Source organism: Pseudomonas sp. NBRC 111119 (assembly GCF_001320125.1).
Classification (GTDB): domain Bacteria; phylum Pseudomonadota; class Gammaproteobacteria; order Pseudomonadales; family Pseudomonadaceae; genus Aquipseudomonas; species Aquipseudomonas parafulva.
This window is the reverse complement of sequence record NZ_BCAV01000040.1, coordinates 1-15407: the sequence shown is the minus strand read 5'-3', so window position 1 is coordinate 15407 and position 15407 is coordinate 1. Positions and strand designations below refer to the sequence as shown.

The following is a 15407-nucleotide window of genomic DNA, read 5'->3' as shown; positions in this document are numbered from 1 at the left end:
CTGACTGAGCGGCCTAACGCCGGCTCATGGACGGGTATGCAAAGAAAGCCAACGCAAATAGTGTCTTCGGAACGACTGAGTAGGTAAATATTCTGAATGTCTGATAGGGCTTTTCCTTATCATCTTGAGGGAGGTTCTGAAAGCGAGCTATTGATCTGTATGGCGTATACCAGGCTAGAAAAACTACTCAGACCGAACCGCAATGGCCAAATAAAATATCGGCAGTTGGAGAATTGAAGGCTGTGAAGGTAAATGGCTGACGCTGGTGCGTTTTCGAAGAGGCGATTATGGTAAAGGCAGGGCAGCATGCACCCTGCCCATTCAACTGCGCGCTCAATTCGCCATGCCAGCCTCGGCATCATCCATCAGCGTCTTGGCCAGCGCACCCAAGTAATACGCTGCCCAGACCAGCTTGGGGTTTTCATCTACCAAGCCACTGATGGTGAGTTCCTGAGCGTAACCCATCAGTTCCGATGCTTGCGCCCGGGCATGCTCGCAAGGTATGCCCGGTTCGATACAGAACAGCGGTTGGGTCTGCTGCTCGCCTTGGTATAACTTGGTTTTGCCGACGGTGAAGCCGTTACTCTGAGTAGTCACTGTACAAGCCCCCCATGATCATTTTGCGCCTTCCAGCGGGCGTGGGCTTGCCCGTGAAGGACGCGCCCACCCAGCACACGCCTGTGCGTCAGTGCAAGGCCCCAGCTCCGTCTGGCATCTGAACCTGTATCAGCGCCGACTCCAGCAGAGCCCGCAGTGCCTCTAATTCATGCATGGACGCCATCATCAGAATCGATGCCGGTGACTTGGGCTGTTGTAGCAGTGCCTGATGGGCGACGGTTGCTGCGCAGAGCGCGTAGTCCGTGGCTTGGATCAGGGTGTCTTCCAGGGAGAGGATTTGATGGGGTGGGTCGGGGACGATCTTTAGCATGTGCAACCTCTGTCGATGAGGCCGACACCTATTGCTGTCAAACAAGTGGGTGGCAGCTGTGCATGGGTTGACAGACCGGTCGACAGAGGTAACAACCCGGCGCACGCGAACGTGCCCCACGCACAGCCACCATAGTGGTGACTGTAGTGGTCTACTAACCTCGGACACCATTTTAGGCGAGAATGCTCGCCATACAGAGGTGTTCGATGAGCAGACAACGACGTACCTTCACCCCGACTTTCAAGCGTGAGGCTGCCAGCCTGGTGCTCGACCAAGGCTACAGTTGTCCCGAGGCCGCCAGATCTATTGATGTAGGTGAGAGCTTATTGCGCCGGTGGGTTACCCAGTTGCAGCTGGAGCGCGGGGGCGTTACGCCCACTGCCAAGGCGCTCAGGCCGGAGCAGCAGACTATTCAGGAGTTTCAGGCCCGTATCAACCGGCTGGCGCTTGAGATGAAAGTATTGAAGGAGGCTACTGCGCTCTTGATGGCCGAGGAACACGGGCGCAGTCGTTGAAGTCGATTCGGCAGTTGGCAAAACACTACCCTGTTCAACTGTTGTGTTCAGTCTTCAAGCTACCCCGGTCTTGTTATCACGCCCACCTGGCCCGGCGGCGTCATATCGATATCCGTCGAATGAATCTACGCAGTCGTGTCAACGAGCTGTTCAACCAAAGTCGTGGCTCAGCGGGCAGTTGCACTCTGGTTGCCACGCTGCGGGATGAAGGCGTTAACGTCGGGCGTTTCAGAGTCAGAAGATTGATGAAGGAACAAGGACTAATCAGCAAACAGCCCGGTTCCCATGCGTACAAGAAGGCCACGGTCGAGCGCCCCGACATTCCCAATGTGCTTGATCGCAAGTTCACCGTGGCTGCGCCAAACAAGGTCTGGTGTGGCGACATCACGTATATCTGGGCAGAGGGGCGATGGAGCTATCTGGCGGTGGTCTTGGACTTGTACAGCCGTAGAGTGGTGGGTTGGGCGATGTCCGCCAAGCCTGATGCGGAACTGGTCGTCAAAGCGCTCGACAGGGCTTACGAGATGCGTGGCAGACCACAAGGCGTGCTGTTTCACAGCGACCAGGGCAGCCAATATGGCAGCCGTAGTTTCCGCCAGCGGCTCTGGCGCTATCGGATGACCCAGAGCATGAGCCGAAGGGGAAACTGTTACGACAATTCGCCCATGGAGCGGCTGTTTCGTAGCCTGAAAACGGAGTGGGTGCCGACAGTGGGTTACATGACGACAGCGTTGGCCGAGCAGGACATCGGCCGTTACCTCATGCAGCGGTACAACTGGATAAGGCCGCATCAGCACAACGGCTTCATACTGCCGGCGGTTGCGGAAGAAAAACTCAATTCTGTGTCCGGGAATTGTTGACCACTACACAGCAAGTAACGTCAGCGCAACATCATCGACCGCATGTTCGGCTGGCTGATAGAGAACCGCCGTGTGATAACGCACTTCAACAGGGTTGCAAAAAGCTGCGCTCCTGGGGTTTTCCTGACGTGTCCATGCGGTGTTTGCGACAGATTCTCTCACACAGAGCCTAGGATAGGAGCTTCCAATGTGGTTTTTTTATCATGAACGCACTAACATCAAAAAGCCATTAATCCGGTATAATTGCCAGGCCTTGAACCGTTAGCGTTCGACTCCATGGATGACCTCTGATGAACTCTACTGCAGACACCATTGCTCCTAACCTGACTTCCTTGAAAATTCCGAAAATAGTTGACCTATCTTTGGGAGAATCCGGACTTACGATAGCCGCAATCGCTTCGGACGACCTATCTGGCATCAAAAACGTACAAGTATGGTTTGACAGGAACTTCACCTATTCCTACACTATCAATGACAGTCAAAAATACTCTTCAAACCTATTGCTCAACCAAGGATTGGATGATTCGTGGCTAGATGGCTCATCCGCACAAACATGGTTTATTGCGGCAACCAACCCTTCCGGTGTTTATAATATAACCAATGTTGTCGTAGAGGACTTGCAGGGCAATACTCACCTTTACTCTAAAGATGAGCTAGATGAAATAGGGGTTAATACCAGTATTTCCTTCGTAAATTCAACGCCCGACACTACGGCACCAAAAATTACTTCCCTTAATATACCAACTACTGTCGACCTTGCATCGGGTATGGGTGATCTGACCATCAACGCGCTGGTAACAGACGACCTGTCAGGCATCAAGAACATACAATTTTGGTTCGATAAAAATTTCACATACTACTATACGAACAGCGACGGCCAAAAATACTCTTCAAACTTGTTGCTCAACCAAGGGCTCGATGATTCATGGCTAGATGGATCATCATCTGAAACATGGAAAATTGCGGGGACCAACTCCTCTGGAGTCTATAATATAACTAATGTTGCAGTAGAAGACCTACAGGGTAACACTCGTATCTACACTTCCAATGAATTATCTGAGATGGGGGTCAACACCAGTATTCTCTTCAAGAACTCAACTCCAGACGTCACACCCCCAGCACTTTTATCACTTGCCATACCAACTGCGATCGAACTTTCTGCTAGCACGGCCGGACTATCCATTGACGCATTTATAACGGATGACCAGTCAGGAGTCAAAAATATCCAGATCTGGTTCGATAAAGACTTCACATACTCTTATACGAGCAGCGACAGCCAAAAATACTCTTCAAACGTATTGCTCAACCAAGGACTCAACGATTCATGGTCAGATGGATCATCCTCGGAAACCTGGTTTATTGCGGCAACCAACCCGTCCGGTGTTTATAACGTAAACCGAGTTATTGTTGAGGACTTGCAGGGCAATACCCGCACATACTCCCATAGTGAATTAGGCACAATGGGCGTGAATACTAGTATTAGTTTTTTTGCCAACAAGTCAACACTAACTTCTGGTAACGATAACTACAGTGGAACTAGCTACCCTGACTGGGTATTAGGGATGGACGGAAATGACATAATAAATGGATTGGACGGGGACGATTTGCTTGATGGTGGCGAAGGCAATGACATTCTTAACGGTGGAGCCGGCGCAGATACAATGATCGGAGGCTCGGGCGACGATACATATTACGTAGATAGCGGGAAGGATATAATCATAGAATACGCCAACGGCGGTATTGATACAGTGATATCCAGCGTCAGCCGCACCTTGGGCAGTTATCAAGAAAACCTTATTCTATCTGGAATCGCAAGTCTCAATGGTACGGGCAATAGTCTGGATAATACGTTGACAGGTAATAGCGCAGACAACGTGCTCAACGGCGGTGCAGGTGCTGACACCATGATCGGTGGCTTGGGCAACGATACTTATCACGTCGATAGCGGTAAAGACGTGATCATCGAAGCGGCCAATGGTGGTATTGATACTGTGATTTCCAGTGGCAGTCGCACTCTAGGCAACCACTTGGAAAACCTTATCCTTTCCGGAAAAGCAGCTATCAATGGCACAGGCAACAGCCTAGACAACATGTTGATGGGCAATAGCGCAGACAATGTGCTCAACGGTGGCGGAGGCGCTGATACCATGGTAGGCGGAATGGGCAACGATACTTATTACGTCGATAGCGCTAAAGACGTGATCATCGAAGCTGTAGATGGTGGTATTGATACCGTTATTTCCAGTGGTAGTCGAACGCTGGGCGATAACTTGGAAAAGCTCGTTCTGTCTGGAGTCGCAGCCATTAATGGCACAGGCAACAGCCTGAATAACACATTGACAGGTAATAGCGCAGATAACGTGCTCAACGGCGGTGCAGGCGCTGACACCATGATCGGTGGCTTGGGCAACGATACTTATTACGTGGATAGCGGTAAAGACGTGATTATTGAAGCCGCCAATGGTGGTATTGATACCGTTATTTCAAGTGGTAATCGTACTCTAGGTGACAACTTGGAGAAACTTATTTTATCTGGAGCCACAGCTATTAATGGGACTGGCAATAGCTTAGATAACACACTAATCGGTAATAGTGCCGACAACGAGCTGAATGGTGGCGCCGGTGCAGATATACTACTGGGAGGTGCTGGCAATGATCGTTTGATCGGCGGATTAGGTCAAGATATCCTCACCGGCGGCTCAGGAGGAGATATCTTTGATTTTAATGACCTCAATGAGACAGGACTGACCACTTCGACGTGGGATATCATAACAGACTTCGAGCGCGGCATCGACAAGATAGATCTATCCACACTGGACGCCAACACAGCCACGAGCACAAATGACGCGTTCAATATAATTATCGGCAGGGATGATAACTTTACACTGGCCGGTCAATTAAAATTCTCGAACGGCATACTTTACGGAAACACCAATTCAGACAGCTCCCCAGAATTTGCCATTAAAATTCTCGGAATTTCAGAAATATCGTATTCTGATTTTATTCTCTAAGGGGTTAGTTGCTTTAATGGCCAGGATTAGCCGACGGAAAAATAGGCACTAAGAGACATACGCGCCCAGCGGCAGGAAGTACCTGCCGCTTCGCCTAGGCGCTATAAAAAAATTGATCTCGCGAACATCGTATGGACAAGCCAATGAAACCAAGGCGGTGCAGCCTTTTGCGAGCTTGCCGAAACGCGCACCCGCCGGCTCCCTTACAGCCAGCATGCATTTTTTCGCAAATGTTGCGCTGCCGCCTCGTAGTCCGATGAAACAATCCCGGTAAGCCAGGCTCGTAGCCCTTGTCGGCTATCAACCACTTGCAGCTTTTACGCGGACGGCCACGAGTGGTGTTTGTTGTGACGAAGCTGGCATTCTCTGAACTTTGTTCTTTGAAATTCACCGAGTCGAGTCGGATTGTGCGAAAATGACCTCGATACACACATATTCCATCAGTGCGCTAAAGTCAGTTGAGTGGGCTATGGCTGAAATATACATACCCGTATCCACTGACCAAAGCGACTGTCTGAAAGCGCTCAAGATAAATACAGATCTTTGAACTGTCGTATTACATTGTTAACCGCCTCAGCCCTTACATGAATGCCATCCTCCAAGAATGTTTTGGAGCGTTCGGAGTTCATGATTATTTCGTAACTAGGGAAATAGTCGACGTGAGCATATTTTTCTGAAATTGCGGAAGCGATGACCCTTAAAGTGGATTTGGAGAGTTGGTTTGCCGTCACAATATCCTTGTTTGAGAAAGTGGCGCTCAGTGGGACTGGCGATACTGTCAAGATCACCTTGCAGTCTGGCGCTAGTTCGTGGACTCGATTGATTGCACTGTCGACCAATTCGTATGATTTGGCGTAATCAAGTAGCTCAAATTCGAATTCTTCAATCGTTCGTCGCAAGGAGACGTGCGAGGGCGTACGATTGATATACGTTTGGGATGTGATGTGATACCAAGATTCGTTATAACCTAATGTGATTATTAATGCATCCGATTCTGAAAGCTTTTTGTACATTGTAACCAGACTGTCACGGATGTTACGAACAGTTTGAAGGTCTAACGGCTTCAAGCCAGACGTCAGTAAATCAATAGATTTTTCATCGCTGCCCACAATTGCAGAATATGGGTTTTCAGTGGTGGCGAGTTTCACAGCTTCAAGGATCGCCCCCGGTGTATATACGTTCTGGTAGCCCGAACGAGATTCTCCACCTATTTCGAAATAGTCGCCAGGTAATTTGTCAATCGTGCTCAAAACGTTAATGCCGGCTGCTCGCAGGGAGTTTTCGACATTTCTAGCGAAACAGGATCCAATCGTGAAATATTTTCCTGATAGGGGCAGTTTGAATTTCGGTTTATGAGGAACGATCGGATAGTCGGCTCGATCACTCGCCCATTGTGGCATTAGACGGTGATGGTTAGCCTTAGCCATGTCAAATGCTTTTTGTCCGCTGAACTTCATGGAATCGTCTCCCTGCTCCAATTTAATGCTTAGACTATGCTTGCACTGCTGTTGGGTGATTATGTAATGGGCAGTGGGCAGGCCTTTCGAGACCGCCTCAGACCGCATCCCCGCACCATTAGGTTTGCGACCTGCCCTCAATGAAAGGGCGTGATAACACCCCCTAGCGCTTAGTCGAAAATTTCAGCATTGACCAGTCTGACGCCCTGCTGATCCTTCACTGATAGAGAAGGCTGTGTGCCAATGGGCCAGTTGATACCGATTTCAGGATCATTCCAAGCAATACAGCGCTCGCTTTCGGTTGCATAGAACGCCGTAGTTTTATATAGAAATTCAGCTGTTTCGCTGAGGGTCAAAAAACCATGGGCAAAACCAGGCGGTATCCACAACTGGTTTTTATTATCTGCAGATAAAATGGCACCCACCCATTTGCCGAATGTGGGAGAAGAGCGGCGGATATCCACTGCTACATCAAATACTTCCCCCTGCACAACCCGCACCAGCTTGCCTTGTGCATGTGGTGGTAATTGGTAGTGCAAGCCACGCAGGACGCCTTTCACTGAGCGTGAGTGGTTATCTTGGACAAAATTCGCTTCCAGTCCTGTTACCTCATTGAAGATGCGTTCGTTGAAACTTTCGTAGAAGAAGCCGCGCTCATCACCGAACACCTTTGGCGTGAATAGAAATACTTCAGGAATTGCCAATGGAACTGTGTTCATCAGAAAGCCTTCTCTTTAATCAGATCCCGCAGGTAACGTCCGTAGCCATTTTTAAGCAAGGGCTCGGCTAGACGCTCAAGCTCTTCAGCGTTGATCCAGCCGGCGCGGTAGCATATTTCTTCAGGACAGGCGATCTTTAGACCTTGCCGACGCTCCATTGTGGCGATGTACTGACTAGCGTCAAGCAAGCTATCATGTGTACCAGTGTCTAGCCATGCATAACCACGGCCCATAATCTCTACATGCAGTTGCTCCTGTTGCAGGTAAAGATTATTGATGTCGGTAATCTCCAGTTCTCCGCGCGTAGACGGCTTGAGGTCACGTGCCAGGCCGACGACTTGATTATCGTAAAAGTACAAGCCTGTTACGGCATAGCTGGATTTTGGAACTTTCGGTTTCTCTTCCAGAGACAGTACGCGCCCGCTCGATTCGAATTCCGCAACACCGTAGCGCTCCGGATCTTGCACATGATAGGCAAACACCGATGCACCAGCTTCGCGCTCATTTGCATTAAGCAAAAGAGACTGAAAATCGTGACCATAGAATATGTTGTCACCCAGCACCAGTGCAGATGAGTCGCTGCCTATGAAGTCAGCGCCGATGGTGAACGCTTGGGCCAGCCCATCAGGCGTTGGTTGTACCGCATAAGTCAGGTTTATACCCCACTGACCCCCGTCCCCCAAAAGTTGCGCGAAGCGTGGGGTGTCTTGTGGTGTCGAGATGATCAGTATGTCGCGGATCCCTGCCAGTAACAGTGTGCAGAGCGGATAATAGATCATAGGTTTGTCGTACACCGGCAACAACTGTTTTGAAACAGACAGTGTTGCAGGATGCAGTCTTGTGCCGGAGCCGCCGGCCAGAATAATGCCTTTACGAGCCATGTGAGTACCTATTACTGAATTTCGTCCAACATCCGCTGCACGCCCTGTTGCCAAAATGGCATTTTTAGTGCGAATGTGCTCTCGAGTTTATTTAATGCCAATCGCGAATTGCGAGGCCGTGGCGCAGGTAACGGGTAGTCCTCAGTGTTGATTGCCCCAACCTCTTCGGCATTGACCTGTAATGGAATTCCCTGACGACTTGCCTGAGCTAAAACGTATTGAGCGAACCCATACCAGCTGGTCTCACCGGCGGCGCTCAAGTGGTAAACGCCGGCCAGCTTGGCAGAGTCAGCCGTGCAAGCAATATGCTGGAGAATATGAGCTGTGACGTCTGCAATAAGTTCAGCGCCAGTGGGCGCACCGACCTGATCCGCAACCACGTTGAGCTCAGTACGTTCGCGTGCTAAGCGGAGCATGGTCTTTGCGAAATTATTACCGCGAGCAGCGTACACCCAGCTCGTCCGCAATATAACAGCTCGGCTAGCGCTCGCTTGGATGGCACGCTCTCCTTCAAGCTTGCTGCGGCCGTAGGCTGATAGCGGATTTGTATCCGCATCCTCCTCCCAACGGCCTTGACCGCTGCCGTCAAATACGTAATCAGTAGAGTAATGTACGAACCAGGCACCTATTGCTGAAGCCTCTCGAGCTAACAAGCCAGGCGCCTCTGAATTGATCAGATTAGCAAGTGATTGCTCACTCTCGGCTCTATCAACGGCGGTATAGGCTGCAGCATTGACAATGACGTCTGGTTTGACCGTTCGTACCGTGGCAGCCAGTCCTGCCAGGTCTGTCAGGTCGCCACACAGGCCATCTCCACCCCTGCGATCCAGAGCGATAAGCTCGCCCAGCGGGGCGAGAGCGCGTTGAAGTTCCCAACCTACTTGGCCGTTCTTACCCAGCAGTAAAATTCTCACGCTCTAATGTTCTCGTATTGTTGCGCCATCCAATCACGGTAACTGCCATCCATGACACCCTTAACCCACTCCTGGTTGGCCAAGTACCAAGCCACCGTCTTCCGGATGCCAGTTTCGAATGTTTCTGCAGGTTTCCAACCCAGTTCGCGCTCAATTTTTCGCGCGTCTATGGCGTAACGGCGATCATGACCAGGTCTATCGGTAACGTAAGTGATCAGTTCGGCATAATGCTCAACGGGCTTCCCTGTCTGTTCATTTACAACCATTCGATCGGCAGAAGGGGCCATTTCATCCAACAGAGTGCAGACCGTGCGCACGATGTCGATGTTGGCTTTTTCATTCCAGCCGCCAACATTGTATGTTTCACCAAAGGTGCCAGCTTCCAATACTCGGCGAATACCCGAGCAGTGGTCTTCCACATATAACCAGTCACGAATCTGCTGCCCGTCGCCGTATACCGGGAGGGACTTTCCAGCTAATGCGTTGACAATCATCAACGGAATCAGCTTCTCCGGGAAGTGGAACGGACCATAGTTATTCGAGCAGTTGGTGGTAAGAACCGGCATTCCGTAAGTATGAAAATAAGAACGCACCAGATGATCGCTTGCCGCTTTACTAGCAGAGTAAGGGCTATTAGGAGCGTAAGATGTGGTTTCAGTGAAAGCTGGGTCGTTAAGCCCCAGGGTGCCATAAACCTCGTCTGTGGAGACATGAAGAAATCGGAAGGACTCCTTTTCTGCACCCTGCAGACCATTCCAGTGTGCTCGAGCCGCCTCAAGCAAGCGGAAGGTGCCCACTACATTGGTTTCCACGAATGCTTCCGGCCCCGTAATGGAGCGATCCACGTGAGACTCGGCGGCGAAATGAACCACGGCACGAGGGCGATGTTCAGCGAACAGGCTGGCCAGCAAAGCCTCGTCGCAAATATTACCCTTGATGAAACGATGCTTGTCGTTCCCTTCTAGTGCGCTCAGATTGGTCAGATTACCAGCGTAGGTTAATGCGTCCAGATTTACGACGGGCTCGTCATTGTGGGCGCACCATTGCAGAACAAAGTTTGAGCCGATGAAGCCAGCTCCGCCAGTCACAAGGATCATATTTTTTCTCACTTAAGAAATCAGATAGCAGCCAAGTAATAGAATCACTGTGAGTCTATTTTGATAGGAATTCTAACTAAGTCCCTATCAAAAGTTAAGCGACAATTATCGCTTAAATTAAACTTTGTATAGTATAGGTAACCCGTACGTCCTATTGTGCCGAAATTTTCATCATTGGATTCACTGTCAATGATGGAGGGATAAGCGCCCGCCGCTTGCGGAACTTCGCAGTGAGTATCCCCTTTCAGTGTAACAATTTCTTGAGGCTTACTCCAAGTTTTGAGATCTTTAGACCAGGAATAAGCAAATGTCACATCGGTTCTAGCTACCAAGCCTGCAGACTTTCTGGTCTTCTCAAAAGTAGCAATATAGCCCTGGCTTGAAGAGTGCCAAAGCAAACTACGCACCTTGAAAGGAAGTGTGGGGAGCGTCCGGCATGTGTATCCGTTACTGTTCAATGACAATTTGTTGCGTAGTGGGTCTCTGAAAGAGGTTCCGTTCCATGCTCGCCACGAACCAGCCGCAGATAGATCATCAGTCCTCACGAGACAGTTTCCTTGCTCCTGGTTTTTATAAGCTGCAGTATTAAATAGTGAGTAGTAGTAATTGTCTATTTTTACAATGTTAGAAGTGGTTAAGAAGCCAATATTACCTGGTTGAGTAGGTAGAAATTTTTGCGGAGAATTGGCGACTATGTGTTCCGGGGGAGGAGAGGTGTGGAACGTTTTGCCTCCATCATTGGAATGTGCCAAGACTATTGCACTCATCCAGCAGTCATGGCTGGTTTGGGCTTTGACTTTACAGTTGTTGAACCACTTTCCATGGTAGTCGGAGCTCGCTAGGCTATAGATATCTCGACCATTGTTAGTGCTGTAAAAAGTCTGTAACCAGATCCGCGCGTCGTATTGATCTGGATTATCACTGAAAGCAGCTGAGAACTGATTTTTGCATGCAGGCTTTACTTGATCGATAGAGGTTCCGATTAAGGGGACGTTCTTGTAGTGGGTTGCATAGATATAAACCTGTCCGGTGTTAGATCTAAATGCGCGCGCGGGCGAATCGGGGGTGTTTTCTTCGAAGCAGCGATCATTACGCCAACTGAAAACCGTTTCAGCAGCATTAGGGTTAGCAGTGATTGTTGGTGTAAACGTATTGCTGGTAGCGGTGAGCGGAAGTGTTACTGCGGCCCAGATTATGTAGCTTTTTTTTAAGCGCATGCATATCTTCCTGCTCAGCTGTTAGTTGAAATCTGTAGTCCTAACATCACATCAATATATTCCTTCATTTATACGCTGGTAAAGGAATCTTTAATGTGACACTCAAACCTGCTTCGAGATCAAATCAAGACACTGGCTTGACGTAGTGGTACACCGTTGTTGCGGAAAAATGTCTGATACTGTTCTGCGATCATCTGTCTGTTCTGATCGAAGGCCGCACCGTCGAACTCTGCCAGATGCGGAAGATCTTCTACTGTTATACCATCTTTCACATCCTCGGCCATGACAAATGGGATTTTGCTTTTTTCACAGAGCTCGCGGATTCGCGAGTCATGTGCAATGCAAAGCCCAGGCACGCCTGCTTGAATGGCCAGCATAACACCATGAATGCGCGCGCCGACGATGAAGTCAAAGCGTCGCAGATACTCCATCCACGCGGGAATGTTATAGAACGAAATAAAGTACTTACGTACCCATTGCTCAAACTGAGCGTCATCCAGATTGAGCTTCAGGTAATTTCTTAATTTTACGATATACTCAGCATTGACAATGTCGAAGTCGTTACGTGAGAGGGCAATCGCCTCATCTGTCGCTTGGACGATATACATTCCATTGGTATCTTCCATCATGCGGACCAGCGAAGCCTCCAGTTTACTGAGGTTTCTCCAATTTGGGTGGCCTGCGGCAATCGCCACCTTCTGGATCTTTTTTTTATATCGCTCCTGAAGCCTGGCGCCGTGATCAACTGCTTTATTTATCAACAGTGACGGACAGCCAAGTGATAAAGCTTTGTCGCCGAATCCATAATGGTCCAACACTCTCAGTGTGTAATCTCCACGCACAGTGATGTTCGGATGGGGCGAAGCAGAACGAGCTACCAGTGCATCGAGCCACGCCAAGGTGCCTTCTGGCAGCTTGGGGATATCATCGTGCCCAACCCCCCCCTGTGCACCTAGCCCGATGGCTATAAAATTGGACTTGAGCTCCTTAAATACAGTCGCTAATCCCCCCATATTCATATGGGGACCAAGCTGGTTGGCGCATGGCATGATTCCGATCTCACCTGCTGAGTTGATGAGATCAGGAGTGGAACTCCAAGGGATTGCTCGTGGTACAGTTCCCATCAAGCGGTTGATGGCGTAATGAAAGGCCAAGTTCCCGGTGTTGTGACCTACTAGGTTGTACAGCTCTTTCGTAGCGATGCTATGAGATGCCGCCACAGATTCGTTCAGGCCGAAAGTAAAGATGTTTGGCATGCTGATCTCCGTTGTGGTTACGCCGAACGCGCTATATCAGTACGCGAGTTCGACGTATTATAACTTGTGCACAGCGACTGAGTGCACTACTTCTTGCTACATGTGTTAAGCCGGCGAAAGCTCGCGCGCAGCGATGAGTTTCGAGTTGGGCTCAGGATTCAAATCCAGTGCAAGATGGTCAGCGGCGCACTGGGCATAGCTGATGGGCTTTTCAATTCCATTGTATAGAGCTTCCCACAGCCCTTCAGCCGTTGCTGCCTCCATCAGTGTATCTGCCAAATCGATAGCATTGCGTGCTTCGAAATGGAGTCCATCCACGCCATGTGTCACTTTTTCGGCCATGCCGCCGATGTTCGCGCATATGACAGGGCGGCCATAGATAAATGCCTCTTGAATCACCATCGGCGAATTTTCCCACCAAATCGATGGCACCAATACCCAGTCAATTTTGGAAAGTCGGCTTTTCAATTGCGACCCTTGATAAGCGCCTGCCCAACGGACGCAACCCTCTGCTATCAGAGGCTGCATCAGATCGTTGATCTTACGCTGGAATTCCTGAGATTGATGCTCAAGGTTAGCGCCGTGGAACTCTACAACTATTTTACTCCGCTGCTTGGGCGTGAGCCTGCTGATCGCTTCCAGTAGCAAGTCCGCACCTTTGAATTCGTTGATCTGACCGAAGAAGCCAAAACGATTACGCTGCGACGTGGATGCTCTCGGCGGTAATGCTTCAGCTTCCTCTTGACCATTTTCGATAACGGTAATGTTTCTGGGGTCAATGCCCCAGGCAATGTAACGCTGCCGTAGGAACTCTGATGGAGATACAAAGTGATCAACGAATTCAAAATGCTCTTTAATAAACATTTCCCGTAGCCAGAACTGCTCACGGCTAAACGATGGTAGGCAGCGATGGCAATCGTCCAGGGATGACTCATAGCACAGCTTTTTACTACCGGCCTTCACCATTTGCCCTTGTTGATGACAGATGGCCATGTACTCATGAAGAGTCACGATGAGTTGCGCGTCAGGTAGTTCTTGTTTAATGATCCGGAAGTATTCCAGGCCAAGATGAAAGTAGTGATGAGCATAGATCTTTGTTGGCTTCAGCGCTGCGATCATTGCACGGAATCCGTGCCAGACGGCATGTGCGTTAGCTGCTTTTATCAAGAAAGAGTTACCCAGTGATTGCTCCCATAGGTACTCATCTTCTCGGCGCAAACTAAAACTGCCGGTGGGTCCATTTCCTCGGTCTACCCGCCCAATAAACCAGGCTTTTTCGACTGCAGAATGTTTTTTGAATGCTTTGAACAAGTTGTATGCAGCAATCTCACCTCCGCCCAAGTTGAAGTCTGGGTGGCCATGCGCCAAAACCAAAATGCGTTCTTTACTCACGACGAATACTCCGAGCCAAACGTGCTCATAACTTGTTCAATTTGTTTGCCCCATTTTTTCGTATGGCGCCACGCGTTAAACCTTACTACGAGTGTCCTGTAAGAAACATCGCCCAGCAAGGTGAATGACTGACGCTCAAGATGGGTGAGCTCTACTGAGGGGAGATAACCGATCTTTAAGCCCTGCGCATGCACTTTCATGCACAAGTCAGAGTCCTCGAAGTCACCGATTAGGTAACCCTCGTCAAGGCCTTCGATTCGCTCATATGTTTCACGTTTGATGGCAACACATGCACCCGTGATAGCTGGTTTCTCGGTGAGCCCCGAGGCTTGATCCAATATTGGATCGAGACCTGCCAGAGGGTGTTTATTTAACCAAACATTCCAGCTTTCCGAGAATACGAACTGCATCCCACAGTGTTGGATGCTGCCGTCCGGAAACAGCAGTCTAGCGCCAATCATCCCATAATCAGGATTGGCTTCTAGGCACTGAGTAAGAGCCTCAACCCAACTAGGGTGGCGTGGGAATACGTCGCTATTAAGGAGTATCAACGTCTCGCCCAGCGAATGCTTGACACCTAGATTATTAGCGCCAGAGAATCCTCTATTGCGATGCCCCCAAATAATCGTGAAGGGCACTTGATAGAGCTTGAAAAGCGATTCGGCTTCGTTCACAAATGCATTGATGAGGGCCGGATCATCAATTACATAAATAATTTCGGCGTGAGTCTTGAAGGCAGGGTCCTTGGCGAAAGCACTCAATTGATGCTCAACGAAATCCCAACGACCGTATAAAGGGATGATAACGCTTGTTTTCACCTCTTCACCTGCTGGCTTTCCGAATTTCCAAGAAGTGATGGGCTGTTCGTTTCGTTGGTTTTCGAGGTTCCTCTCGAATATAAGTGAATTGATCACGTCCCCTTCCCAATCGTTGAGACGGGTGTCAAAATCTTGGGCAGGCGTGGCTAGCGAGAAGGAGAATTTCGCATAGTTTACCGGATCATCAGCAACAACGGACCAGGGATTCAGTGCAATCAACTTGAACTGATCACCGCATTCCTCAATGACGGCGATTCGATCACCCGCCTCTTGTGGGTATGGCCAGTCAGTCACAAATCCTGCGTAGTTGATTTGAGAAGAGAATTCGTTGCTGAAGATTTT

Annotated in this window: 13 protein-coding genes; 2 read left to right on the top strand and 11 right to left on the bottom strand. The window is 49.6% G+C overall.

The window, feature by feature from the left end; genetic code table 11:
• Positions 1-333: 333 nt before the first annotated feature.
• Complete coding sequence (locus APH25_RS15435; RefSeq protein WP_060482512.1) at positions 334-597, bottom strand: DUF3077 domain-containing protein; 264 nt, start codon at positions 595-597, stop codon at positions 334-336.
• A gap of 88 nt (positions 598-685) precedes the next feature.
• Complete coding sequence (locus APH25_RS15430) at positions 686-928, bottom strand: hypothetical protein (RefSeq protein ID WP_060482511.1); 243 nt, start codon at positions 926-928, stop codon at positions 686-688.
• 206 nt (positions 929-1134) lie between these two features.
• Here APH25_RS15430 and APH25_RS25020 point away from each other — a divergent pair.
• Together APH25_RS25020 and APH25_RS25485 are read left to right on the top strand one after the other, a co-directional pair.
• A protein-coding gene (locus APH25_RS25020) for an IS3 family transposase (protein ID WP_156333185.1) occupies positions 1135-2303 on the top strand; the annotation gives its coding sequence in 2 pieces (ribosomal slippage) (positions 1135-1396 and positions 1396-2303; 1170 coding nt in all).
• Between the two features lie 290 nt (positions 2304-2593).
• Positions 2594-5314 carry a calcium-binding protein gene (locus APH25_RS25485; protein ID WP_156333183.1) on the top strand — a complete coding sequence of 907 codons (2721 nt, stop codon included), beginning with the start codon at positions 2594-2596 and terminating at the stop codon, positions 5312-5314.
• Between the two features lie 524 nt (positions 5315-5838).
• Here the strand turns inward: APH25_RS25485 and APH25_RS15410 are convergent.
• The 9 genes from APH25_RS15410 to APH25_RS15375 all read right to left on the bottom strand — a co-directional run.
• The gene (locus APH25_RS15410) at positions 5839-6771 is read right to left on the bottom strand and encodes a GSCFA domain-containing protein (RefSeq protein ID WP_177331188.1); all 933 of its coding nucleotides are present in this window, start codon (positions 6769-6771) and stop codon (positions 5839-5841) included.
• A 170-nt stretch (positions 6772-6941) separates the two neighbouring features.
• Positions 6942-7490: a dTDP-4-dehydrorhamnose 3,5-epimerase gene (gene rfbC, locus APH25_RS15405; protein WP_060482506.1), complete on the bottom strand. Its 549-nt coding sequence runs from the start codon at positions 7488-7490 to the stop codon at positions 6942-6944.
• On the bottom strand, positions 7490-8371 hold the full coding sequence (rfbA, locus tag APH25_RS15400) for a glucose-1-phosphate thymidylyltransferase RfbA (RefSeq protein ID WP_060482505.1): 882 nt from the start codon (positions 8369-8371) through the stop codon (positions 7490-7492). The genes rfbC and rfbA overlap by 1 nt, the downstream gene beginning before the upstream one ends.
• An 11-nt stretch (positions 8372-8382) precedes the next feature.
• Complete coding sequence (rfbD, locus tag APH25_RS15395; RefSeq protein WP_060482504.1) at positions 8383-9285, bottom strand: dTDP-4-dehydrorhamnose reductase; 903 nt, start codon at positions 9283-9285, stop codon at positions 8383-8385.
• Positions 9282-10382, bottom strand: coding sequence for a dTDP-glucose 4,6-dehydratase (gene rfbB / locus APH25_RS15390; protein ID WP_060482503.1), 1101 nt, complete (start codon positions 10380-10382; stop codon positions 9282-9284). The genes rfbD and rfbB overlap by 4 nt, the downstream gene beginning before the upstream one ends.
• Before the next feature lie 44 nt (positions 10383-10426).
• Positions 10427-11599 carry a hypothetical protein gene (locus tag APH25_RS25480; protein WP_156333181.1) on the bottom strand — a complete coding sequence of 391 codons (1173 nt, stop codon included), beginning with the start codon at positions 11597-11599 and terminating at the stop codon, positions 10427-10429.
• Positions 11600-11718: 119 nt separating this feature from the next.
• On the bottom strand, positions 11719-12855 hold the full coding sequence (locus APH25_RS15385) for a polysaccharide pyruvyl transferase family protein (protein WP_060482502.1): 1137 nt from the start codon (positions 12853-12855) through the stop codon (positions 11719-11721).
• A 105-nt stretch (positions 12856-12960) separates the two neighbouring features.
• Positions 12961-14247 carry a glycosyltransferase family 4 protein gene (locus APH25_RS15380; RefSeq protein ID WP_156333179.1) on the bottom strand — a complete coding sequence of 429 codons (1287 nt, stop codon included), beginning with the start codon at positions 14245-14247 and terminating at the stop codon, positions 12961-12963.
• On the bottom strand, positions 14244-15407 hold a 1164-nt coding region (locus APH25_RS15375), incomplete at its 5' end, for a glycosyltransferase family 2 protein (protein WP_156333177.1). The genes APH25_RS15380 and APH25_RS15375, both read right to left, overlap by 4 nt.

What these genes read in the sequence shown, in the direction of transcription:
- APH25_RS15430 (WP_060482511.1), bottom strand. Translation starts at nt 928, where the DNA reads ATGCTAAAGATCGTCCCCGACCCACCCCATCAAATCCTCTCCCTGGAA.
- rfbB (WP_060482503.1), bottom strand. Translation starts at nt 10,382, where the DNA reads ATGATCCTTGTGACTGGCGGAGCTGGCTTCATCGGCTCAAACTTTGTT.
- APH25_RS25480 (WP_156333181.1), bottom strand. Translation starts at nt 11,599, where the DNA reads ATGCGCTTAAAAAAAAGCTACATAATCTGGGCCGCAGTAACACTTCCG.
- rfbA (WP_060482505.1), bottom strand. Translation starts at nt 8,371, where the DNA reads ATGGCTCGTAAAGGCATTATTCTGGCCGGCGGCTCCGGCACAAGACTG.
- APH25_RS15385 (WP_060482502.1), bottom strand. Translation starts at nt 12,855, where the DNA reads ATGCCAAACATCTTTACTTTCGGCCTGAACGAATCTGTGGCGGCATCT.
- APH25_RS25485 (WP_156333183.1), top strand. Translation starts at nt 2,594, where the DNA reads ATGAACTCTACTGCAGACACCATTGCTCCTAACCTGACTTCCTTGAAA.
- APH25_RS15410 (WP_177331188.1), bottom strand. Translation starts at nt 6,771, where the DNA reads ATGAAGTTCAGCGGACAAAAAGCATTTGACATGGCTAAGGCTAACCAT.
- rfbC (WP_060482506.1), bottom strand. Translation starts at nt 7,490, where the DNA reads ATGAACACAGTTCCATTGGCAATTCCTGAAGTATTTCTATTCACGCCA.